This is a genomic window from Brevundimonas sp. UBA7506, assembly GCF_002479495.1.
In the GTDB taxonomy this organism is placed as follows: domain Bacteria; phylum Pseudomonadota; class Alphaproteobacteria; order Caulobacterales; family Caulobacteraceae; genus Brevundimonas.
The window spans coordinates 860,002-879,216 of sequence record NZ_DLNQ01000005.1; the positions used below are offsets into that span (position 1 = coordinate 860,002).

Consider the following 19,215-nt stretch of genomic DNA (forward strand, 5'->3'; position numbering starts at 1 on the left):
CGCCTGATGCACGCCGTCGCCATCGACTTCGAAACCGCCAACGAGCAGCGCTCCAGCCCCTGCTCCATCGGCCTCGCCTGGATCAACGACGGCGTCATCGAGTCCGTCGAGCACCACTACATCCGCCCGCCCGGCATGCGCTTCGCCAGCTTCAATATCGCCTTCCACGGCATCGGCCCGGAGCAGGTCGAGGACGCCGAAGAGTTCCCCGCCGTCCTGGCCGCCATCGCCCCGCGCCTCGAGGGTCGCACCGTCCTGGCCCACAACGCCGCCTTCGACGTCAGCGTCATTCGCGGGACCTGCGACCACTACGGCCTGACCTATCCCGAGTTCGACTACCTCTGCACAGTCAAGCTGGCGCAGATCACCTGGCCGGAGTTCGCCTCGCACAAGCTGAACAACGTCTGCGCCGAACTGGGTATCCAGTTCAAACACCACGACGCCGCCGAGGACGCCTTCGCCTGCGCCTCGGTGGCGCTGGAGACGCTGCGCACGCATCAGGCGACCTGCGCCGCCTCCCTCGCCAGCGCGACGGGCACCAGCCTCGGACGGCTGCACACTGGCGGCTACAGCCCCTGCTCCTCGGCCGGATCGCGCCCGCGCCGTCCGCGCAGCTGACTTTTCCTCCCCACTCTGTGGGGAGGGGACCGCGCAGCGGTGGAGGGGCTAGAGCGGCCGAAACAAGCAGCCCCTCCGTCTCGTCGGCTACGCCGCCGACCCACCTCCCCATGAGATGGGGAGGAAAACGCCATCCAAATCCACCGCTTAGTCGCTCACCACGCCCAAACATTGACCTAAGGTCATGTAATCATTGATCGAACGTCACAAATTCGGGCCTTGTTTCGGACCGAAACCGGGGTCACCCTTCATCGACAAGGATCGGCCCAACGATCCGTCTGAAGGAATACGCCCGATGAAGTTCACCGTTCTGGCGGCCGCCGCCGTTTTCGCCGCAGCCCTCGCCTCTCCGGCTCTGGCGGGCGATCCGACCGGCCTGTGGCAGACCCCGACCAATGGCGGTCAGGTCCGCATCGCCCGCTGCGGTCAGGCCCTGTGCGGCACGCTCGTCACCTCGGACCACATCCGACGCGAACCCAACGCCCGCGACGAGCACAACAAGGACGCCAGCCAGCGCAATCGCACCCTGCGCGGCCTGCCCATGCTCAGCGGCTTCACTGGCGGCCCGTCCGAATGGCGCGGCGGCTCGGTCTATAATCCGGCCGACGGCGGCACCTATCGCGGCACCATCACCATGACCGGCGACAACAGCCTGCGCCTGCGCGGCTGCATCGTCGCCCCCCTGTGCAAGACTCAGACCTGGACCCGCATCCAGTAGCCGAGGCGCACAGCCCAAACGAAAGACGCCTCCCCCGCGATCGCGTGGGAGGCGTTTTTCAATCAGCGGTTCAGCGCCGACCGCCCCGCGACGGCGTAGCGTTCACCCGACGCCGCGCCCTTGGGGAAGACCGCCTCGATCCGTGCCAGATCGTCGGGCGTCAGCACGATCTCGGTCGCGGCGATGTTCTGCTCCAGCGTGGCGATCCGGCGCGTGCCGGGGATGGGGATCAGGTCCTCGCCCTGCGCCAGCACCCAAGCCAGGGCCAGCTGCGCCGCCGTCACGCCCTTGTCCGCCGCGATGGCGCCGACGGCCGCCACCAGATCCAGGTTCTTCTGGAAGTTCTCGCCCATGAAGCGCGGGTTCGTGCGGCGGAAGTCATCGGCCGGCAGGTCGTCGATCGACCGGATCTCGCCCGACAGGAAACCCCGGCCCAGCGGGCTGTAGGGCACGAATCCGATGCCCAGTTCGCGTACGGTGGCGAAGATCTCGTCCTCCGGCTCGCGGCTCCACAGCGAATATTCAGTCTGTAGGGCGGTGATCGGGTGAACGGCGTGGGCCTTGCGGATCGTGGCCGGCGCGGCTTCGGACAGGCCGAGGAAGCGAACCTTGCCCTCCTTCACCAGCTCGGCCATCGCCCCGACCGTTTGCTCGATCGGCGTATTGGGATCGACGCGGTGCAGATAATAGAGGTCGACGTGATCGACGCCGAGCCGGGTCAGACTGCCCTCGATGGCGCGGCGCACATTGGCGGGCGATCCGTCGACGCTCAGCACGGTGCGGTCGGCGTTGTAGTTGATGCCGAACTTGGTGGCGACGAAGGCCCCGTCGCGCCGTCCTTTCAGCGCCTTGCCCAGCAGCAGCTCATTGGTGTGAGGGCCATAGATTTCCGCCGTATCGAACAGGGTCACGCCCAGATCGAGCGCACGGTGGATCACGTCGATCGACTGCCCCTCGTTCGAGCCGCCGTAAAAGGCGCTCATGCCCATGCAGCCCAGACCGATGGCCGAGATTTCAGGGCCGCCAAGACCCAGCTTGCGCGTCTTCATGAGCGCACTCCTTCTGATGAGAGGGGGCTGGCGACGCATCCGCCAGCCGTCGCCAGATGGGCGCCGTATGGCCCTATTTCAAGGAAGACGCCTCAGACCAGGCTGGCGACGATCGACAGGAGGGTCGCCGTCGCCACCGCGTTCAGCGCCATCCCCAGGCTGGCGAAGGCGCCCGCCGTCTGATCCACCTGAAAGGCTCGCGCCGCGCCGAAACCGTGCGCCGACACACCGACCGCAAAACCCCGCGCCCGCCAGTCTCTGATCTTCAGCAGGTTCAGCAGCGGCGTCGCCGTCATCGCTCCGATCACGCCCGACATCAGCACGATCACCGCCGCGAGGGCCGGGATGCCGCCCAATTGCGAAGCCACCGCCATGCCGACCGGCGTCGTCGTGGCGCGCGGGGCGATGGAGGCCATGATCTCGGCCGGCGCGCCGAACAGCCAGACGATGCCCACGGCGCTGACAATGGCCGTCACAGCCCCTGCCAGCAGGGCGCAGGTCAGCGGCTTGGCCAGCCGCCGGATCGTCGCCCGCTGCGCCCAGATCGGCACGGCCAGCCCCACCACCGCCGGTCCCAGCAGGAAGCCCAAAACCTGGGTCGCCTCGGCATAGGTCGGATAGGGCGTCCTGGTCGCCAGCAGGACGCCGATCAGCACAGGCGTCGCCAGCAAGACCGGATGGCACAGCGGATGCCTCCCGCTGCGCCGCGACAGCACGTCCGCCGCCTCGAACACCACCAGGGTCACCGCCAGCCACAACAGGGGCGTCGCGATCAGATCGCTCACGACGCGCCCTCTTCGTTCTCCGGCTCTCGTCCCGCCACGGCGCGAAACACCAGGGCCGTCACCGCCAGCGTCAGCAGGGTCGAGACCACCACCGCCACAAGGATGCCGAGGCCGTAGCGCGACAGGATCGCCCCTTCCTCCATCAGGCCGACGGCGGCGGGCACGAACATGATCGACAGATGCGCCGTCAGCCAGCCCGTCACCTGGGTCAGCGTCAGCCGCTCGCGCGGAACCAGCGCCAGCCAGGCCAGCAGCAGCACCATGCCGATCACCGACCCCGGCAGAGGCAGGCCCGTCAGCCGGTGGACTGCCTCGCCCGCCAGTTGGCAGACGAGCAGCAGGGCGATGGCGCCGATCATCGGATCAGAGGGGCGCCGTCTGCGCCTTCAGCCATTGCAGCGCCGCCTCATCCTTCTGCACACCTTCGGCCAGCAGAGGCCCGACCTTGGCCAGAACCTCGGCGTGATAGGCGCCCACATAGGCCCGCTCGTCCGCCGTCAGCAGTTCCACGTCGATCAGACGACGATCCAGCGGCGCCAGAGTCAGTTGCTCGAAACCGTGCATGGGCCGCTCGCCGCCCGGAACCTGGGCCGGGGCGGTCACGACCTGAAGCGTCTCAATGCGGATGCCCCACTCGCCTTCACGGTAATAGCCCGGCTCGTTCGACAGGATCATGCCCGTCAACAGCGGCTGGTCCGTGCCCCATCCGGCGATGCGCTGCGGCCCCTCGTGGACGCCCAGATACGACCCCACGCCGTGGCCCGTGCCATGGTCGAAATCGAAGCCCGCGTTCCACAGCGGTTGGCGCGCGATGGCGTCCAGCTGGCGCCCGCTGGTCCCGGCGGGGAAGCGGATCACCGCCATGGCGATATGGCCCTTAAGGACCAGGGTGAACATCCGGCGCTGATCGGCCGTGCCCTCGCCGATGGCCATGGTGCGGGTCACGTCCGTGGTCCCGTCCAGATACTGACCGCCGCCGTCCACCAGCAGCAGCGAACCCGTCTCCATCGGCCGGATCTTGGCCCCGACCGGCTTGTAGTGCGGCAGGGCGCCGTTCGGACCGACCCCGGCGATGGTGTCGAAGGACAGGTCCTTCAGCATGCCGGTCGCCTCGCGGAAGCCCTCCAGCGCCTCGACCACCGCCCGCTCGTCCGGCAGCTCCCTCTGCGCGACCGTATCGACCCAGTGCAGGAAGCGGGTCAGGGCCGCGCCGTCGCGAATGTGCGCCTGACGGCTGCCCTCGATCTCGACGGCGTTCTTCTGGGCGCGCGGCAGGGCGCAGGGGTCCATGCCGCGCACGATGGCGGCGCCCGCCGTTTCCAGCCGGTCGAAATACCAGGCCGAGGACACCGCCGGATCGATCAGCACCTTCTGCCCCGACAGGGCGTCCAGCGCGGCGGGAAGCGCCTCGGGCGCCTCCAGCGTCACGGCGTCGCCCAGCCAGCCGGGCAGTTCATTGGTGATCTTGGCGGGATCGAGGAAGACCTTGGCCGTGCCGTCGGCCTTCACCACCGCCTGCCCCAGCGGCAGGGGCGTGCGGATCACGTCGCCGCCGCGAATGTTGAACAGCCAGGCCAGCGAAGACGGCGAGGTCAGCACGGCGACGTCCGCGCCCTTGGCCTTGATGGCCTGACCGATGCGGGCGCGCTTGGACGCGGCGTTCTCGCCGGTATAGCGATTCTCGTGCGGGACCACCGGCGCCTGCGGCTGGGCCGGACGGGCGTCGCCCCAGGCCAGATCGATGGGATTGGGCTCCACGGCTTTCAGGGTCGCGCCCGCCTTTTCGACCGCCGCGCGTAGGGTCGCCAGGGCGTCGGGGCTGTGCAGGCGTGGGTCATAGCCGATGACCGAACCGGCGCTCAGGCCCTCCAGCCAGGCGGCCAGCCTGTTCAGTTCGACCCGCTCGAACAGGGCCGCATCCGTCTGGGCCTTGGCCTGAACCGTATAGCGACCGTCGACGAAGACCGCCGCCTTGTCCATCAACACCACGCCCGCCCCGGCCGAGCCGGTGAAGCCGCTGACCCACGCCAGACGCTCGCTGGCGTCGGGCAGGTACTCGTTCTGATGCTCGTCCTCGTGCGGGACCAGCAGGCCGTCGAGGCCCTGCTTGGCCATCTCGGCGCGCAGCAGAGGCAGGTGCTTGGCCCCGAAGGACGGATCGGTGGTTTCGTCGAATGTCTGGCGCATATTGTTCCTTATCCCTTCTCCCCTTGTGGGAGAAGGTGGGCGCCGGAGGCGCTCGGATGAGCGGGTTCTATCAGCGAGCAAGACGGAAAGGCTGTGCGCGAAGCCGGCCTCCCCTCATCCGTCTCGCTCCGCGAGCCACCTTCTCCCACAAGGGGAGAAGGGAATTCACACCTACTTCTTGCGCAGCTGCAGCGCGCTCCACGCGTCATGATGGATCGTCTGCTCGACCACGAAGCCCAGCGGCAGATAGGCTTCCAGAATCCGCTCTTCCTGCGTGCGCAGCAGGCCCGACAGGATGGCGACCCCGCCCGACTTCAACGCGGCGGCGATCTCGGGCGCCAGGAACACCAGGGGCGCGGCCAGGATGTTGGCGAAGACCAGATCATAGGGCGCGTGCTGGGCGATGCGCGCATCGCTCAGGCCGTCGGCGAAATAGAACTCGCACGTCGCGTCGTTGATCTGGGCATTCTCGTTGGCGATGCGGGCCGAGGGCTCGTCGATGTCGGTGCCGACGGCGATGGGCGAACCCGTCTTGGCCGCCGCGATGGCCAGCACGCCCGTGCCGCAACCGACGTCCAGCACTTTCTCGAAGGTCTCGGTCGCCAGCAGGTTGTCGAAGGCTTCCAGGCAGCCGACGGTCGTGCCGTGGTGGCCGGTGCCGAAGGCCGCGCCCGCGTCGATCTTCAGATTGACCCGACCCTCGGGGATCTTGCCCTGGTCGTGGGCGCCATAGACGAAGAAGCGCCCCGCCTCGACCGGCGGCAGGCCCGACAGGCTCATCGCCAGCCAGTCGGCGTCGGCCAGCTTCTCGACGATGACCTCCAGACCCGGGGTCGCGCGCAGGATCTCGGCGATGCCCTCGGCTTCCTCATCCGTCGTGGGAAAGGCGTCGATGCGCCAGACGCCCTTGTCCTCGTCCTCTTCCAGGATCGAGTAGGTCGCGTTTTCCAGCAGGGGGTTGGCGTCGATGGCGGCGGCGGCGGCTTCGGCCGGGGCGCGATCGCCGCGTGCGATCACCTGAACTGCGGACTCGGACATTTCTCAAACACCGTTATTATGACGAATCGCAACGTGTGCGGGCGTACGGAATGCCCGTGTCCATCTAGGGGTCGGGGTATCCATGGCTAAAGCACCGTCTGAGTCGAAATCTTCTACGCCGAAAGCGGCGCCTGCCGCTTCCAAGCCGAAACCGGCGGCAAAGTCGAGCGCTGCGGCGCCCAAGGCCGCTGCAAAACCGAAGGCCGCGCCGAAAACCGCCGCGCCCAAGGCCGCTGCCGCCAAGCCCGCCGTGAAGGCCGCTGCGCCCAAGGCGGCCGCCAAGCCCGCCGCCAAGGCTGCGCCGAAGGCCGCTGCGAAACCCGCCGCCGCCAAGGCCCCGGCGACGAAGGCTCCGGCCGCCAAGGCCGCCGCGCCCAAGGCGGCAGCGAAGCCCGCTGCTCCGAAGGCCGCCGCCAAGCCCGCCGCGCCGAAGAAGACTGCGGCCCCCAAGGCTGCTGCGCCGAAGGCCGCCGCCGCTCCCCAGCCGGTCGAGGCGCCCAAGCCCGCCGTCGCCGCGGCTCCGGCTCCGACGCCCGCTCCGGCCGCCGCCGCGCCCGCCCCGGCCCCCAAGCCGGCCGAAGCGCCCAAGCCCGCCCCCACGCCGGCGACTCCGGCCCCGCAACCGGCTGCCGCCGCTGCGCCTCAGCCCGAAAAGAAGAAGGGCTTCTTCGCCCGCCTCTTCGGCTGGTGATCGCCTGAAACGACAAAAGGCCGGAGGGTTCGCCCCTCCGGCCTTTTTCGTGCGTGCTTTCCAGAGATATCCCTGGAAGCGCAGCCTTAGTCCTGCGGCAGGTCTTCGGCCAGGATCGCCATCTCGAACATGAACGAGCCGGCCTCGTCCTCGTCCTCGAACACCACGCCGATGAACTCGTCATCGACATAGACTTCGGCGGAGTCGGCGACCTTGCGGGCCTTCACCTTGATGCCGCCGTGGTTGAAGGTGCGCTTCAGGTGCGTCTCGACGCGCTTCAGATCAGATTCTTTCACGGGGGTAGCCTCGTTGGTGTCGTTGACGGCGGACCCTAGAGAAGCCGCCTCCTCATGGGAAGCCCGCGTATCGGGCGTCCACAGGCGGCGCGATCAGATCACGAAATCATAGGCGATGTCGGCCAGGGTGTGGTCCATGGTCCGGGCGGGCGTGGCGTCGGTCGGGCAGTTGACCACGCGCGCCGGCACCCCGGCCACCGTGCAGCCTGCCGGCACCGGCTTCAGCACCACCGAACCCGAGGCCACCTTGGCGTAGTCTCCGACCACGATATTGCCCAGCACCTTGGCCCCCGCGCCCAGCAGGACGCCGCGCCCGATCTTGGGGTGACGGTCGCCGCGCTCGGCCCCGGTCCCGCCCAGGGTCACGGCGTGCAGCATGGACACCTCGTCGCCGACCACCGCCGTCTCGCCGATGACGATGCCGGTGCCGTGGTCGAGGAAGACCCCCGAGCCGATCCGCGCCGCTGGGTGGATGTCCAGTTGGAACAGTTCTGAAATCCGGCTCTGGAAGTGGAAGGCCAGGGTGTCGCGCCCCTGCCCCCACAGCCAGTGCGCCACGCGCCAGGCCTGCAGCGCCTGGAAGCCTTTGAAATACATGAAGGGCTGCAACAGCGACCGGATCGCCGGGTCACGGTCCTGCACCGCCTTCAGGTCGGCTTCCGCCGCCGCCAGGATGCCGGGATCGGCGGCGAAGGCCGACAGGGCCACCTCGCGCAGCGACATGGCCCCCAGTTCGGCGTCGCCCAGCTTGCGCGCGATCTGGAAACTCAACGCGCCTGCGAAATCATCATGCGCCAGCACCACCGCATTCAGCTGCGACGCCAGACGCGGCTCCTCGCGCGCGGCGTCCTCGGCCGCGGCGCGCAGTTGCGTCCACAGGTCCGGCTGTTGCGGCACGATTTCCAGCTTGGCCATCGGCCCTCCGTTCTCAGGCGGCGATCCTACGCCCCCAGCATGGCCTGCGCCAGCGCGGCGGGCAGTTCGCCTTCGCGCGCCATATGGTAGGCCTTGTAGGCCGTCGCCACCGTCAGGCTGTCGCGCACTGCACCGCGCTCGATCTCCGCCAGCAGGTCGCGGAAGGGCGCGCGCACCGATACGATCACCTCGGTCGGGTCCGGGTCGACCGGAACCGCGCTCAGCCCCCAGGCCACCCAGGTCATGGCCCGCTCGTCGGTGATCGAGTTCGACAGGTCCATGTCCAGCGCCGCGCGCCAGTGTTCCGCCGCCAGCCCCGCCTCTTCCGCCAGTTCGCGGCGCACGGCGTCGAACGGGTCCTCGTCCATCGGCGCCCCGCCCTCGGGCATTTCCCAGGAATAGCGCATCAGGGTGAAGCGGTGCTGCCCTACCAGGGTCACCGTCCCGTCCTCATGCAGCGGCAGGACCCCGGTCCCGACATTCTTGGGCCGCATAGCCACATAGTCGGCGGGCGCCCCGGTCGGGGCCGTCGCCGGATGGCGCGTCACCGTCATCCACGGCGTGTCGATCAGGACGCTGTCGCCGTGGCTTTGCCATTTAGGCGTCTCGGGCAGGTCTTCGGCCCAGCGAGGCTTGATGTCGGCGATATTGTGCATCCCTCCGCTATGGCGCCGGGCGCTGCGAAATCCTAGCTAGACGGCATGACCGATCTCAACGCCGCCCTGCCCCTGCCCGTCCGCTCCGACGAAGTTCTGGCCCGTCTGGCCGTGCGCCGCTCGGCCTCGGCCCAGTTGCTGATCGCCCCCGGCCCGTCCGATGCCGAGATCGAGCAGATCCTGCATCTGGGCGCCCGCACCCCCGACCACGGCAAGCTCTTCCCCTGGCGCTTCGTGGTTCTCGGCCCCCAGAGCCGCGCCGACCTGTCCGAGGCCCTCGCCGCCCTGGCCGAAACCCAGGGCCGCGTCGACAAGGACCTGGCCGTCCTGGCCAAGCTGGCCAATCCGCCCCTGACCATCATGGTCGTCTCGACCCCGATCCAAGGCCACAAGGTCCCGGTCTGGGAGCAGCAGCTGTCCGCCGGCGCCGTCTGCATGAATATCGAACACGCCGCCGACGCGCTTGGCTATTCGGCCAGTTGGATCACCGACTGGTACGCTTACGACCCCGCCGCCGTCGCCCTGTTCGGCGTCAAGGACGGCGAAACCATCGCCGGCTTCATCCACCTCGGAACCGTCGCCGAGCCCCCGCTGGAACGCCCCCGCCCCAACATGGCGCACAAGGTCGAGCGGCGGCCCTAGGCCGACGCGCGGGGTTCCTCCTCCGGTCGGTGCACCAGCGACACCAGCACCACCGAGATGATCATCAGCAGGAACCACGCCCCCAGCTTGTTCAGGCTGACCATCTCCCAGCCGTCCGCCTGCCCCGGATAGACCCAGGCCCGCGCGAACGTCCCCAGATTCTCGGCGAACCAGATGAACAGCGCCACCAGCCCATAGCCCAGCAGCAGCGGCATCCCCCGCCGTCGCCGGTCCGTCGTGAACCAGAACCAACCCCGCCCGAACAGCAGCGCCGTCGCGACAAACAGCGCGATCCGCACGTCCGGCAGCCAGTGATGGGCGAAGAAGTTCACATAGATGGCCGCCGCCAGAACCCAGGTCGTCCACAGCGGCGGATAGCCCCGCACCCGGATATGGAAGATGCGCTGCACCCGCGCGATATAGCTGCCCACCGCCGCATACATGAAGCCCGAGAACAGCGGCACCGCCCCGATCCGCAACAGCGAGTCCTCGGGGTAGATCCACGACCCGTGATAGGTCTTGAACAGCTCCATGATCGTCCCGGCGATGTGGAACAGGAAGATGACCCGCGCCTCCTCCCAGCTCTCCAGCCGGAAGGCCAGCATCAGCCCCTGAATACCCAGCGCCCCGACCACCAGAAAGTCGTAGCGCGACATCGGCGCCCCACCCTCTGGCCAGATGATCGGCCACAGCAGATGCGTCCCGACCAGCAGCGCCAGCATGGCCCCGCCGAACAGACAGGCCCACCCCTGCTTCAGCCCGAACCACAGGAACTCATAGCCATACCCCCGCCACCGCCCCCGATCCGCCCACGCCTCCGCGCGGGTCATCAGACGACGGCCCCAGGCTTCGAGCGGGAGACGGGAGGATGGGGTCATCACGTCAGCCAGCCTTCCTCGCGCAGGGCGCCGACCCGGGCGCGCGACACCGGCGCCTCCAGCCCTCCGGTCAGACGCAGCCGCGTGTTGCGTCCATCCTCGACCACGCCCACCACGCCCGCGCGCGCCACCCACCACGAGCGATGGGTCTGCGTCCCGTCCACGTCCTTCAAGCCCGCCATGGCCTGCGACAGGGACATCAGCACCAGGGCCGACCCCTGCGGCGTATGCACCCGCACATAGTGATCCTCCATCTGCAGGCACAGCACCGTCCGCCCCAGCTTGGCCGGCAGGCGGTCGCGCGGATCAGCGGATTCGGCGTCCGACTTGGTCGCCGTCGCCTCGCGCGACCGCGTCGCCCACATCATGCCCACGGTGGCCAGGGCGCTGATCACCAGCCCCTGCCCGTACCATTCCAGCCAGCCGACCTGCCCCACCACCGGCCACAACCGCACCGCCAGGGTCCGACTTAGCGAGACCGGCAGCAGGGTCAGCACAGCCACCGCCGGCGGCGTCCAAATCCACGCCGAAATCCTCCGCGCCTCGGCCCAGCGCGCCAGGATCGGCAGGCTGACGCCGAAGGCCAGCCAACCCGCCCACAGACAGACCACCCAATAGGCCGTCCTTACCGGCAAGGTCCCGCTCAGATAGCTGCCGAACGGCCCGATGATCCCCAGCGCCAGCCCCACGGCGGTCGAGACGGCGAAGCCCACGGCCGCCGCCCGCCATCGCCTGTCCTTCAGTCCCCACGAATCCATTCGCTCAGACTAGCAAGCGTCGCCGCCGATGACAGCCATTCGCCGGGCCACGAACCCGTTCGCCCGTTCGCCCATATCCGCTGGTGCAGCGGCGTTCCGACGCCTCACACAGCCTCATCACCTTTCGCCATGAGGCCCACACGAAATGAACACCGCCGCCCTGATCGCCGCCGCCTCCGTCCTGCTGGGCGCCTGCGCCGCGACCGCCGCGCCAGCCCCGGTCGCCCCGCCGCAAGCCGCCGACCCCATGATCCGCGACGGCGTGATCGCCGCGCGCCTGAGCATCCCCGACGGCGATCAGCCTGCCATCGAGGCGGGCTTCTGGGTTCCGACCGATGAAGCAGCAAAACCGCGTCCCATGATCGTCATCTCTCACGGCAACGGGGGCGACTTCCGAAGCCACCACGACACAGCGATGGCCCTGGCCAAGGCCGGCTTCGTCGTCGTCGCCCTGACCCATACCGGCGACAATTGGCGCGACCAGAGCCGCGCCACCGACCTCGTCGGCCGCACGCGTCAGGTGTCGGTGGTGATCGACTACATGACCCGGGACTGGAGCGCCCGCGCCGGGATCGACGCGACCCGCATTGGCGCCTTCGGCTTTTCCGCCGGAGGATTTACGGTTCTGGCGGCGGCAGGCGGCGACCCCGACCTCGGCCGGCTGGCCGACCACTGCCGCGCCAACCCCGGTTTCTACGACTGCCGCCTGATCGGCCAGCACGCCGGCACGATAAAGGACGGCGGCGCCGCCCCGCGTCTGCCCCACGACGCCCGCATCAAGGCCCTGGCCGTCGCCGCCCCCGCCCTGGGCTTCACCTTCACGAAAGAGAGCCTGAGCAAGGTCACCCAGCCGGTCCAGCTGTGGCAGGCGGGCGCCGACCAGATCCTGCCTGCCCCCTTCTATGTCGAGCCGGTCCGCGACGCCCTGCCCGTCGCGCCCGAATACCGACGCATCGAGGGCGCCGCCCACTTCGACTTCCTGCCGCCCTGCTCGCCCCAACTGGCCGCCGCGGCCCCGATGATCTGCAAACCCACGCCCGGCTTCGACCGCGCGGCCTTCCACGAAACCCTGAACCGTGAGGTGGTCCGCTTCTTCAGACAGAAGCTATCGCATTGATTTCACCCGTCATTCTCGGGCTTGTCCCGAGAATCCATAGACACGACGGCTGAAGGTCAAGACGCGGCCCTTCGCCTATTGCCCGTTGAGTCTCTGGATCCCCGGCACAAGGCCGGGGATGACGGCAGGAGGGAGGAAGAGACCGCCCCTCACCCCCGCCCGCGATAGGTCGCCACGCCCTGATCCGGCAGCCAGACGCCTTCGATGGGGGCGCCGGTTTGCCAGAAGACGTCGATGGGGATGCCGCCGCGCGGGTACCAGTAGCCGCCGATGCGCAGCCATTTCGGTTGCAGCAGATCGGCCAGGCGCTTGCCGATGGCCACGGTGCAGTCCTCGTGGAAGGCGCCGTGGTTGCGGAAGCTGGTCAGGTACAGCTTCAGGCTCTTGGACTCGACCAGCCAGTCGCCGGGCACATAGTCGATGACGATATGGGCAAAGTCGGGCTGGCCCGTCACAGGGCACAGGCTGGTGAACTCGGGCGCGGTGAAGCGCGCCACATAGTTGGTGTCGGCGTGCGGATTGGGCACGCGTTCCAGCACCGCCTCTTCGGGATGGGTCGGGGCGGCGGTCTGGGCGCCGAGCTGGGACAGCCTGTCGGTATAGTGCGTCATGCCCGCCATTTAGGCGTTTGGCCCGCCAAAGAAAATCCTGCCGCCGCGACGGCGTTTCGACAATCGGCCTGGCGCCCCTGCCCGCCGTGGTAGGATGCGGGTCGCGGACGGATCGGCCTTGAGGGGGATTTCAGACGATTCAGACGAATTGGACTCAGTTTTTTGGCGCGCCGAACCCTGCCCTTCTCCCCTTGTGGGAGAAGGTGGGCGCCGGAGGCGCTCGGATGAGGGGTGTCGGCGCGCGGCTCGAAACCCATAGACCAAACCGAATGCCTGACCTTTCGTCGGAGCGCTCACACCCCTCATCCGTCAGGCTCCGCCTGCCACCTTCTCCCACAAGGGGAGAAGGACGCTGAGTGCATTGCCTTCCCCCGCGACACCCGGTTAGCGTCCCTTAAAACAACCCGCAGAAACCATCCCAGGAAACGACCCGTGGCCATTCCCGCTTCCCTGCAGTCCGGCCTGAAGCTGCCGGTCATCGCCTCGCCCATGTTCCTGGTGTCCGGCCCGGATCTGGTGGTCGAGGCCTGCAATGCGGGCGTGATCGGCACCTTCCCCTCGCTGAACCAGCGCACGACCGAGGGCTATCGGGACTGGGTGCAAGAGATCAAGTCGCGGCTGAAGCCTGACGCCGCTGCGTTTGGCGTCAACCACATCGTTCATCCGACCAATCCGCGCCTGATGGCCGACATGATGGTCTCGGTCGAAGAGAAAGTGCCGTTGATCATCACCTCGCTCGGCGCGGTGCGTGACGTGGTGGACGCGGTCCACGGCTACGGCGGCGTCGTCTTCCACGACATCGCCAATGTCCGCCATGCGCGCAAAGCCGCCGAGGCCGGCGTCGACGGCCTGATCCTGGTCGCCAACGGCGCGGGCGGTCACGCAGGCGTGGTGAACCCCTTCGCCCTGATCAACGAGGTCCGCAGCTTCTATGATGGGACCATCATCCTGGCGGGCTGCATCTCGACGGGTCAGGACGTGGCCGCGGCCCTGATGATGGGCGCAGACTTCGCCTACATGGGCACCCGCTTCATCGCCACGACCGAGAGCGCGGCCCAGCCCCACTACAAGGACCTGATCGTCGCCTCCGGTTCGGCCGACATCACCTATACGCCCGCCGTCTCGGGCATCCCCGCCAACTTCCTGACGCCGTCGCTGATCGAGAACAAGATAGATCCGAAATCCCTGCCCGAGCACAAGCTGGACATGAACGAGGAAGCCAAGGCGTGGAAGACCATCTGGTCGGCGGGGCAAGGCTCCGGCTCGATCCATGACAGCCCCACAACGGCCGAGCTTGTCGCGCGGTTGGCGGACGAGTTTTCACAGGCCTGTGATAAATTCGACAAGAAGCGCCTCTAGGAGCGACCTCGTCGCTTAACGAGGCTTTTCATGCTCCGCACCCTGACGAACGCCACCCTTCTCGCCGCCGCCCCCCTGGCCCTGCTGGCCTCCGGGGCGCATGCCCAGGATGCGGGCAAATGGTCCTTCTCGGCCGGGGCCGCGACCGACAACCGCTCCAAGGATGCGTCCAAGTCCGACGGAAACCCCTTCGTCTATGGGGCTGCCGAATGGGAAAGCGCCAGCGGCCTCTTCTATGGTTCGGGCGGTCTGGAAACCATCGACGGCGGCGGCTCCAAGCTGGAGTCCGAGCTGGTGGCGGGCGTCCGCCCCGAGTTCGCCGGCTTCGACTTCGACCTGAACGTCGCCCACAAGAACCGCTTCGACGCCGATCCGGGCTATGACAACGACGCCTGGGAGTTCACCGCTGACATGAAGCGGTCGATCGGCCCGGCCAGCGCCCGCCTGCGGCTGCAGCACTCGCCCGACGGCACGGGCTCGACCAAGGCCTGGACCTGGGTCGCCCTGCGCGGCGGCTGGGACTTCACCGACAAGCTGAACGTCTCGGCCGAGGTCGGTCGCCGCGATCAGGACAACAGCGTCGACTACACCGGCTGGAACGTCGGCGGCGCCTACGCCCTGACGCCCAAGACCGAGCTGGAGCTGCGCTGGCACGACACCGACGCCGACGTCCCGGGCGAGCAGTACAAGGGCGCCCTGGTGGCCGGGATCAACTTCTCGTTCTGATTTCCTGACCGCTGAAAGGTGGCCATTCGGCGGAAAGTCCCTAGGTTAAGGCCATGACTTTCCGCCCCACGACCCTTGAACGGGCCTATCAACTGGCTGAAAGCGGCGCCTGTCGCACGGTCAGCGACGTCAAACAGGCCCTCCAGAGCGAGGGCTACGACCGCATTCAGGACAGCCTGTACGGCGGCACCATCACCGCCGCCCTGCGCAAGCGCTGCCAGGAGAACTACATCGGCGGCGCGGCCGCCGAACAGGAAGAAGACGCCTGAAACCAGGGGTCTTGCTTTGGACGCGATTGCCGTTCATTTTAGTAATGTCGATCTCTCTGCGTAACGCTGCTGCCCCTTTGCTCTGCGCACCGAGGACTAGGCCGATCCATTCAGACCCGACAGGCCAAGGGGGCTCTTCCCTGAGGTCAACGACTAGCGGAGGTCCTGAAAATGGCTACCGGCACTGTGAAATGGTTCAACTCCACCAAGGGCTACGGCTTCATCCAACCGGATGACGGCGGCAAGGACGTCTTCGTCCACATCTCGGCCGTCGAGCAAGCCGGCCTGCGTGGCCTCGACGAGAACCAAAAGGTCTCGTACGAAATCGAGCGCGACCGTCGCTCGGGCAAGGAATCGGCCGGTCAACTGAAGACCGAAGGCTGATTTCGGCCTCGTCAGGGTTCTAGCCCAGACGAAGAAATCGAAGGGGCGCTCCGGTCAGCCGGAGCGCCCCTTTTTCGTATCAGGAAAGCGCCTGATCCAGATCCGCGATCAGGTCGTCGATGTCCTCGACCCCGACCGACAGGCGGATCAGGTTGTCGGTGACTCCGCCCGCCTCGCGCACGTCCTTGGGCACGGATGCGTGGGTCATGATCGCCGGGTGGTTCACCAGGCTCTCCACCCCGCCCAGCGACTCCGCCAGGGTGAAGACCTGAACCCGCTCGAGCACCCGCTTGGTGCGCTCCAGGTCGCCGTCGATCAACACCGTGACCATGCCGCCGAAACGGCCGTTCATCTGACGCGCGGCCAGTTCGTGCTGCGGGTGGCTGACCAAGCCCGGATAGATGACCTTGGTGATACCGGCCCGGTCTTCAAGCCAGCGGGCCACGGCCAGGGCGTTCTCGTTGTGCGCCTTCATGCGCAGGCCCAGGGTCTTCAGCCCCCGATTGGCCAGGAAGGCGTCGAACGGCCCCATGACGCCGCCGATTGAGTTCTGCAGGAACTTGATCTGGGCCGCCATCTCGGCGTCCTTGGCCACCAGAACCCCGCCGACGATGTCAGAGTGGCCGTTCAGATATTTGGTCGCCGAGTGCATGACCACGTCAGCGCCCAGGGCCAGCGGCTGCTGGCTCCACGGCGTGGCGAAGGTGTTGTCCACCACCAGGATCAGCTTGTGCGCCTTGGCGATCTTCGACAGAGCCTCGATGTCGGCCAGCTTCATCAGCGGGTTGGTGGGCGTTTCGACCCACAGCATCCGCGTCTTGTCGGTGATCGCTGCCTCGACTGCCTTGAGGTCGGTCAGGTCGATATAGCTGAAGTCCAGCCCCATCGACCGACGACGCACCCGCTCGAACAGCCGCCACGAGCCGCCGTACAGGTCGTCGCCGGTGACGATGTGCGCCCCGGCGTCCAGCAGCTCCAGCGCCGTCGAAGTCGCCGCCATGCCCGAGCCGAAGCCGAAGGCCTGAACTCCGCCCTCCAGATCGGCGATGCAGGCCTCGAAGGCCTCGCGCGTCGGGTTCTTGCCGCGCGCATACTCATAGCCCTTGTTAACGCCTGGGCTTTCCTGGGCGTAGGTCGAGGTGGCGTAGATCGGCGTCATCACCGCGCCCGTGGTCGGGTCGGGCTTCTGGCCGGCATGGATGGCGCGGGTCGAGAAACCCTGACTGTTTTTCAGCGAACTCATGATCGTATCCTGTCTCGACGACGGCCGATGTTGCCGTCGAAAAATTCGGCGGACCGGGTGAAGACCTCGGCCCATTGCTGTGTATTCAAGATGTGGCCGGCGTCGCGCAGCATCTGAACCCGCACCGGCACGTCGTGGTCGCGCATGAAATCGACCCAGGCCGCCGTATTGACCGGCTTCACATGGGTGTCGTTCTCAGCCCGGATGACCAGAACCGGGATATGTCGTCGGGGATTGCGCGGCGTATAGACGTCCACGCCCCCCGCCAATCCAATCGCCGCGCCCGCGTCGCCTGCGCCCAGGGCCCCGTCCACTGCGACGTAGGAGCCCAGAGAATAGCCGAACAGGCCGATCCGTTCAGGCTCCACGGTCGCTCGATCAGCCAGCCAGTCGGCTCCGTCCAGTCCGACCCGTCGCCAGGCCGCCATAACCGTCGGGGGACGGCGGCCGTCGTCGGGCGCTGCATCGACGTACAGGGGCGTCAACACGGCGTAGCCGTCTCCGGCGAACCGCAACGCAAGTTCATGCCAAGGCCCGGCGCTTCGGATCCGAGCGCCGGACCCGTGCATCATGACGACCCCTGAACCCCGCACATCCCCCTGTGCGGGGTAGTAAATGGCCCGGATCGCCTGGCCCCTGCTGTCGAAGGTCACGCCTCCGAAAGACGCCGCCTGGTCGGCGGCGGCTTCGCCAGCCAGCGTCGCCAGCGCGATGCCGCCCGCCCCGCCTATCGCTGCGCGACGGGTCGGCATGGCTCTACCGGTTCAGGCTGAGGTGGTTGATCAGGTCGGTGCGGGCGATCAGGCCGACGAAGGTCTCGCCGTCCAGAACAATGGCCACACGGTCGCGGTCGAAGATCGGGATCAGAGCGTCCAGCGTCTCGCTGACCTGCAGGGTGTCCAGATCGCGCGTCATGGCCGAGGACACCGGCTTGGCGAAGCGTTCCTGACGGGTGATCTCGTCGGTGTTCATGATGTGGACGATGTCGCTCTCGTCCAGAATGCCGACCAGGCGGCCGTCCTGAATGACCGGCAGTTGCGACACGCCGTCGCCCTTCATCCGCTTGAAGGCGGTGTCCAGGGTGTCGTCGGGGCCGATCACGACCACGTCGCCATTGGCGTATTTGCGCGTGATGAGGTCCGACAGGTCGCCGTGCAGCTCGCGCTGGGTCAGCCCCTGATCGGCCAGCCAGGCGTCATTGTAGACCTTGGACAGGTACTTGGCGCCCGTGTCGCAGACGAAGGTCACGACCCGCTTCGGCTCGGTCTGCTCGCGGCACCAGCGCAGGGCCGTGGCGATCAGGGTGCCCGACGACGAGCCCGCCAGAATGCCTTCCTTCAACAGCAGCTCGCGCACCGTGGCGATCGCCTCGGAGTCTGGGATGGAATAGGCCATGTCGATCAGTTCGGGATCGGCGGTGTCCGGCATGAAGTTCTGGCCGATGCCTTCAACAGCATAGCTGCCGTCGGGCCCCGCCACACCCTCGTTGACCAGGCCCGCCAGGGCCGAACCGACCGGGTCGGCCAGAATGATCTTGGCGTTCGAGCCCTGCGACTTGAAGTATTGCGCATTGCCCGTAATCGTCCCGCCCGAGCCGATGCCGGCGACGAAGGCGTCGATCTGGCTGTCCATCTGCTCGTAGATTTCAGGGCCGGTCGTCTTGAAGTGGGCGGCCGTGTTGGCGTCGTTGGCGAACTGGTTGACGAAGTAGCCGCCCGGAATCTGCTGGGCCAGACGCTCAGCCATATCGGTGTAGTATTCGGGGTGGCCGTGCGGCACGTCCGAGCGGGTCAGGCGCACGTCGGCGCCCATGGCGCGCAGGTGCTGGATCTTCTCTTTCGACATCTTGTCGGGGATGACCAGCAGGACGTTATAGCCCTTCTGCTTGCCGACCAGGGTCAGGGCCAGGCCGGTGTTGCCCGCCGTGGCTTCCACGATGGTTCCACCCGGCTTCAGCCAGCCGGCGTTTTCCGCCGCCTCGATCATCGACAGGGCGATGCGGTCCTTGATGGAGCCGCCCGGATTCTGGCTCTCCAGCTTCAGGAACAGACGGCAGGGGCCGGTGTCGATCCGCGTCACCTCGACCATGGGCGTCTTGCCGATCAGGTCCAGCAGCGTGCCGACAGGACGGATCAGGACGGGGGCGTCGGACATCGACATGCGAAAGGGCTCCGAAAAGAACGTGCTTTGAGGCCGGAAGCTGGGCGTCGCCGCCTTCGCGGTCAACTCATGCAAGTTTTCACCTATTTGCCCCGAAGCGCATTACAAAGGGCGC

23 protein-coding genes are annotated in these 19,215 nt (G+C 67.6%); 9 read left to right on the top strand and 14 right to left on the bottom strand.

Features of this window, described 5'->3' with window-relative positions; genetic code table 11:
- The first annotated feature begins 6 nt into the window (after nt 1–6).
- Entirely contained in the window at nt 7–618 is a 612-nt protein-coding gene (locus B3K53_RS06095; protein ID WP_292083239.1) for a 3'-5' exonuclease, read from the top strand.
- A gap of 295 nt (nt 619–913) precedes the next feature.
- Nucleotides 914–1,336 (top strand): DUF2147 domain-containing protein, encoded by a 423-nt coding sequence (locus B3K53_RS06100; RefSeq protein ID WP_292083240.1) that lies wholly within the window; start codon nt 914–916, stop codon nt 1,334–1,336.
- Between the two features lie 62 nt (nt 1,337–1,398).
- Here B3K53_RS06100 and B3K53_RS06105 read toward each other — a convergent pair whose 3' ends face one another.
- The 5 genes from B3K53_RS06105 to B3K53_RS06125 all read right to left on the bottom strand — a co-directional run bounded on the left by B3K53_RS06105 (nt 1,399) and on the right by B3K53_RS06125 (nt 6,395).
- Entirely contained in the window at nt 1,399–2,385 is a 987-nt protein-coding gene (locus B3K53_RS06105) for an aldo/keto reductase (protein ID WP_292083241.1), read from the bottom strand.
- Nucleotides 2,386–2,477: 92 nt separating this feature from the next.
- Nucleotides 2,478–3,170 carry an LrgB family protein gene (locus B3K53_RS06110; RefSeq protein ID WP_292083242.1) on the bottom strand — a complete coding sequence of 231 codons (693 nt, stop codon included), beginning with the start codon at nt 3,168–3,170 and terminating at the stop codon, nt 2,478–2,480.
- Nucleotides 3,167–3,529 carry a CidA/LrgA family protein gene (locus tag B3K53_RS06115; protein WP_292083243.1) on the bottom strand — a complete coding sequence of 121 codons (363 nt, stop codon included), beginning with the start codon at nt 3,527–3,529 and terminating at the stop codon, nt 3,167–3,169. Before B3K53_RS06115 ends, B3K53_RS06110 begins: the two co-directional genes overlap by 4 nt.
- Before the next feature lie 4 nt (nt 3,530–3,533).
- Nucleotides 3,534–5,357, bottom strand: coding sequence for an aminopeptidase P family protein (locus B3K53_RS06120; RefSeq protein ID WP_292083245.1), 1,824 nt, complete (start codon nt 5,355–5,357; stop codon nt 3,534–3,536).
- A 171-nt stretch (nt 5,358–5,528) separates the two neighbouring features.
- Nucleotides 5,529–6,395, bottom strand: a complete 867-nt coding sequence (locus B3K53_RS06125; RefSeq protein ID WP_292083247.1) for a 50S ribosomal protein L11 methyltransferase — start codon at nt 6,393–6,395, stop codon at nt 5,529–5,531.
- An 82-nt stretch (nt 6,396–6,477) separates the two neighbouring features.
- Here B3K53_RS06125 and B3K53_RS06130 point away from each other — a divergent pair, with 82 nt between their 5' ends.
- On the top strand, nt 6,478–7,086 hold the full coding sequence (locus B3K53_RS06130; RefSeq protein WP_292083248.1) for a hypothetical protein: 609 nt from the start codon (nt 6,478–6,480) through the stop codon (nt 7,084–7,086).
- Between the two features lie 86 nt (nt 7,087–7,172).
- Here B3K53_RS06130 and B3K53_RS06135 read toward each other — a convergent pair whose 3' ends face one another.
- From B3K53_RS06135 to B3K53_RS06145, 3 genes are all read right to left on the bottom strand, one after another.
- A complete protein-coding gene (locus tag B3K53_RS06135) occupies nt 7,173–7,382 on the bottom strand; it encodes a DUF3126 family protein (protein ID WP_105564438.1) in 210 nt (69 codons plus the stop codon).
- A gap of 93 nt (nt 7,383–7,475) precedes the next feature.
- The gene (gene cysE, locus B3K53_RS06140) at nt 7,476–8,297 is read right to left on the bottom strand and encodes a serine O-acetyltransferase (RefSeq protein WP_292083250.1); all 822 of its coding nucleotides are present in this window, start codon (nt 8,295–8,297) and stop codon (nt 7,476–7,478) included.
- Between the two features lie 26 nt (nt 8,298–8,323).
- On the bottom strand, nt 8,324–8,953 hold the full coding sequence (locus B3K53_RS06145) for an NUDIX domain-containing protein (RefSeq protein ID WP_292083252.1): 630 nt from the start codon (nt 8,951–8,953) through the stop codon (nt 8,324–8,326).
- A 45-nt stretch (nt 8,954–8,998) separates the two neighbouring features.
- Here B3K53_RS06145 and B3K53_RS06150 point away from each other — a divergent pair, with 45 nt between their 5' ends.
- Nucleotides 8,999–9,595 carry a nitroreductase family protein gene (locus B3K53_RS06150; protein WP_292083253.1) on the top strand — a complete coding sequence of 199 codons (597 nt, stop codon included), beginning with the start codon at nt 8,999–9,001 and terminating at the stop codon, nt 9,593–9,595.
- Here the strand turns inward: B3K53_RS06150 and B3K53_RS06155 are convergent.
- Nucleotides 9,592–10,473, bottom strand: coding sequence for a DUF817 domain-containing protein (locus B3K53_RS06155; RefSeq protein ID WP_292083254.1), 882 nt, complete (start codon nt 10,471–10,473; stop codon nt 9,592–9,594). The genes B3K53_RS06150 and B3K53_RS06155 overlap by 4 nt on opposite strands.
- Complete coding sequence (locus tag B3K53_RS06160; protein WP_292083255.1) at nt 10,473–11,231, bottom strand: LytTR family DNA-binding domain-containing protein; 759 nt, start codon at nt 11,229–11,231, stop codon at nt 10,473–10,475. Before B3K53_RS06160 ends, B3K53_RS06155 begins: the two co-directional genes overlap by 1 nt.
- Before the next feature lie 145 nt (nt 11,232–11,376).
- On the opposite strand from B3K53_RS06160, the gene B3K53_RS06165 reads away from it, so the two are divergent.
- Nucleotides 11,377–12,348, top strand: coding sequence for an alpha/beta hydrolase family protein (locus tag B3K53_RS06165; protein WP_292083256.1), 972 nt, complete (start codon nt 11,377–11,379; stop codon nt 12,346–12,348).
- Nucleotides 12,349–12,497: 149 nt separating this feature from the next.
- Here the strand turns inward: B3K53_RS06165 and queF are convergent, their stop codons facing one another.
- Complete coding sequence (gene queF, locus B3K53_RS06170) at nt 12,498–12,959, bottom strand: preQ(1) synthase (RefSeq protein ID WP_292083257.1); 462 nt, start codon at nt 12,957–12,959, stop codon at nt 12,498–12,500.
- 432 nt (nt 12,960–13,391) lie between these two features.
- Here queF and B3K53_RS06175 point away from each other — a divergent pair, with 432 nt between their 5' ends.
- From B3K53_RS06175 to B3K53_RS06190, 4 genes are all read left to right on the top strand, one after another.
- Nucleotides 13,392–14,318, top strand: a complete 927-nt coding sequence (locus tag B3K53_RS06175) for an NAD(P)H-dependent flavin oxidoreductase (protein ID WP_292083258.1) — start codon at nt 13,392–13,394, stop codon at nt 14,316–14,318.
- Between the two features lie 30 nt (nt 14,319–14,348).
- The gene (locus B3K53_RS06180; protein ID WP_292083259.1) at nt 14,349–15,044 is read left to right on the top strand and encodes a TorF family putative porin; all 696 of its coding nucleotides are present in this window, start codon (nt 14,349–14,351) and stop codon (nt 15,042–15,044) included.
- A 53-nt stretch (nt 15,045–15,097) separates the two neighbouring features.
- Nucleotides 15,098–15,313 (top strand): hypothetical protein, encoded by a 216-nt coding sequence (locus B3K53_RS06185; RefSeq protein WP_292083260.1) that lies wholly within the window; start codon nt 15,098–15,100, stop codon nt 15,311–15,313.
- 171 nt (nt 15,314–15,484) lie between these two features.
- Nucleotides 15,485–15,697: a cold-shock protein gene (locus tag B3K53_RS06190; protein ID WP_003164457.1), complete on the top strand. Its 213-nt coding sequence runs from the start codon at nt 15,485–15,487 to the stop codon at nt 15,695–15,697.
- Between the two features lie 79 nt (nt 15,698–15,776).
- Here the strand turns inward: B3K53_RS06190 and B3K53_RS06195 are convergent, their stop codons facing one another.
- The 3 genes from B3K53_RS06195 to B3K53_RS06205 are packed head-to-tail and all read right to left on the bottom strand — an operon-like array spanning nt 15,777 to nt 19,100.
- Nucleotides 15,777–16,940 carry a cystathionine gamma-synthase gene (locus tag B3K53_RS06195; RefSeq protein WP_292083261.1) on the bottom strand — a complete coding sequence of 388 codons (1,164 nt, stop codon included), beginning with the start codon at nt 16,938–16,940 and terminating at the stop codon, nt 15,777–15,779.
- Nucleotides 16,937–17,692 (bottom strand): alpha/beta hydrolase family protein, encoded by a 756-nt coding sequence (locus tag B3K53_RS06200; protein ID WP_292083262.1) that lies wholly within the window; start codon nt 17,690–17,692, stop codon nt 16,937–16,939. The genes B3K53_RS06195 and B3K53_RS06200 overlap by 4 nt, the downstream gene beginning before the upstream one ends.
- A 4-nt stretch (nt 17,693–17,696) precedes the next feature.
- A complete protein-coding gene (locus B3K53_RS06205; RefSeq protein ID WP_292083263.1) occupies nt 17,697–19,100 on the bottom strand; it encodes a pyridoxal-phosphate dependent enzyme in 1,404 nt (467 codons plus the stop codon).
- Nucleotides 19,101–19,215: the final 115 nt, after the last annotated feature.

What these genes read in the sequence shown, in the direction of transcription:
- B3K53_RS06200 (WP_292083262.1), bottom strand. Translation starts at nt 17,692, where the DNA reads ATGCCGACCCGTCGCGCAGCGATAGGCGGGGCGGGCGGCATCGCGCTG.
- B3K53_RS06105 (WP_292083241.1), bottom strand. Translation starts at nt 2,385, where the DNA reads ATGAAGACGCGCAAGCTGGGTCTTGGCGGCCCTGAAATCTCGGCCATC.
- B3K53_RS06190 (WP_003164457.1), top strand. Translation starts at nt 15,485, where the DNA reads ATGGCTACCGGCACTGTGAAATGGTTCAACTCCACCAAGGGCTACGGC.
- B3K53_RS06160 (WP_292083255.1), bottom strand. Translation starts at nt 11,231, where the DNA reads ATGGATTCGTGGGGACTGAAGGACAGGCGATGGCGGGCGGCGGCCGTG.
- B3K53_RS06120 (WP_292083245.1), bottom strand. Translation starts at nt 5,357, where the DNA reads ATGCGCCAGACATTCGACGAAACCACCGATCCGTCCTTCGGGGCCAAG.
- B3K53_RS06125 (WP_292083247.1), bottom strand. Translation starts at nt 6,395, where the DNA reads ATGTCCGAGTCCGCAGTTCAGGTGATCGCACGCGGCGATCGCGCCCCG.
- cysE (WP_292083250.1), bottom strand. Translation starts at nt 8,297, where the DNA reads ATGGCCAAGCTGGAAATCGTGCCGCAACAGCCGGACCTGTGGACGCAA.
- queF (WP_292083257.1), bottom strand. Translation starts at nt 12,959, where the DNA reads ATGACGCACTATACCGACAGGCTGTCCCAGCTCGGCGCCCAGACCGCC.
- B3K53_RS06130 (WP_292083248.1), top strand. Translation starts at nt 6,478, where the DNA reads ATGGCTAAAGCACCGTCTGAGTCGAAATCTTCTACGCCGAAAGCGGCG.
- B3K53_RS06180 (WP_292083259.1), top strand. Translation starts at nt 14,349, where the DNA reads ATGCTCCGCACCCTGACGAACGCCACCCTTCTCGCCGCCGCCCCCCTG.
- B3K53_RS06195 (WP_292083261.1), bottom strand. Translation starts at nt 16,940, where the DNA reads ATGAGTTCGCTGAAAAACAGTCAGGGTTTCTCGACCCGCGCCATCCAT.
- B3K53_RS06095 (WP_292083239.1), top strand. Translation starts at nt 7, where the DNA reads ATGCACGCCGTCGCCATCGACTTCGAAACCGCCAACGAGCAGCGCTCC.
- B3K53_RS06145 (WP_292083252.1), bottom strand. Translation starts at nt 8,953, where the DNA reads ATGCACAATATCGCCGACATCAAGCCTCGCTGGGCCGAAGACCTGCCC.
- B3K53_RS06100 (WP_292083240.1), top strand. Translation starts at nt 914, where the DNA reads ATGAAGTTCACCGTTCTGGCGGCCGCCGCCGTTTTCGCCGCAGCCCTC.
- B3K53_RS06115 (WP_292083243.1), bottom strand. Translation starts at nt 3,529, where the DNA reads ATGATCGGCGCCATCGCCCTGCTGCTCGTCTGCCAACTGGCGGGCGAG.
- B3K53_RS06165 (WP_292083256.1), top strand. Translation starts at nt 11,377, where the DNA reads ATGAACACCGCCGCCCTGATCGCCGCCGCCTCCGTCCTGCTGGGCGCC.
- B3K53_RS06155 (WP_292083254.1), bottom strand. Translation starts at nt 10,473, where the DNA reads ATGACCCCATCCTCCCGTCTCCCGCTCGAAGCCTGGGGCCGTCGTCTG.
- B3K53_RS06150 (WP_292083253.1), top strand. Translation starts at nt 8,999, where the DNA reads ATGACCGATCTCAACGCCGCCCTGCCCCTGCCCGTCCGCTCCGACGAA.
- B3K53_RS06205 (WP_292083263.1), bottom strand. Translation starts at nt 19,100, where the DNA reads ATGTCGATGTCCGACGCCCCCGTCCTGATCCGTCCTGTCGGCACGCTG.
- B3K53_RS06185 (WP_292083260.1), top strand. Translation starts at nt 15,098, where the DNA reads ATGACTTTCCGCCCCACGACCCTTGAACGGGCCTATCAACTGGCTGAA.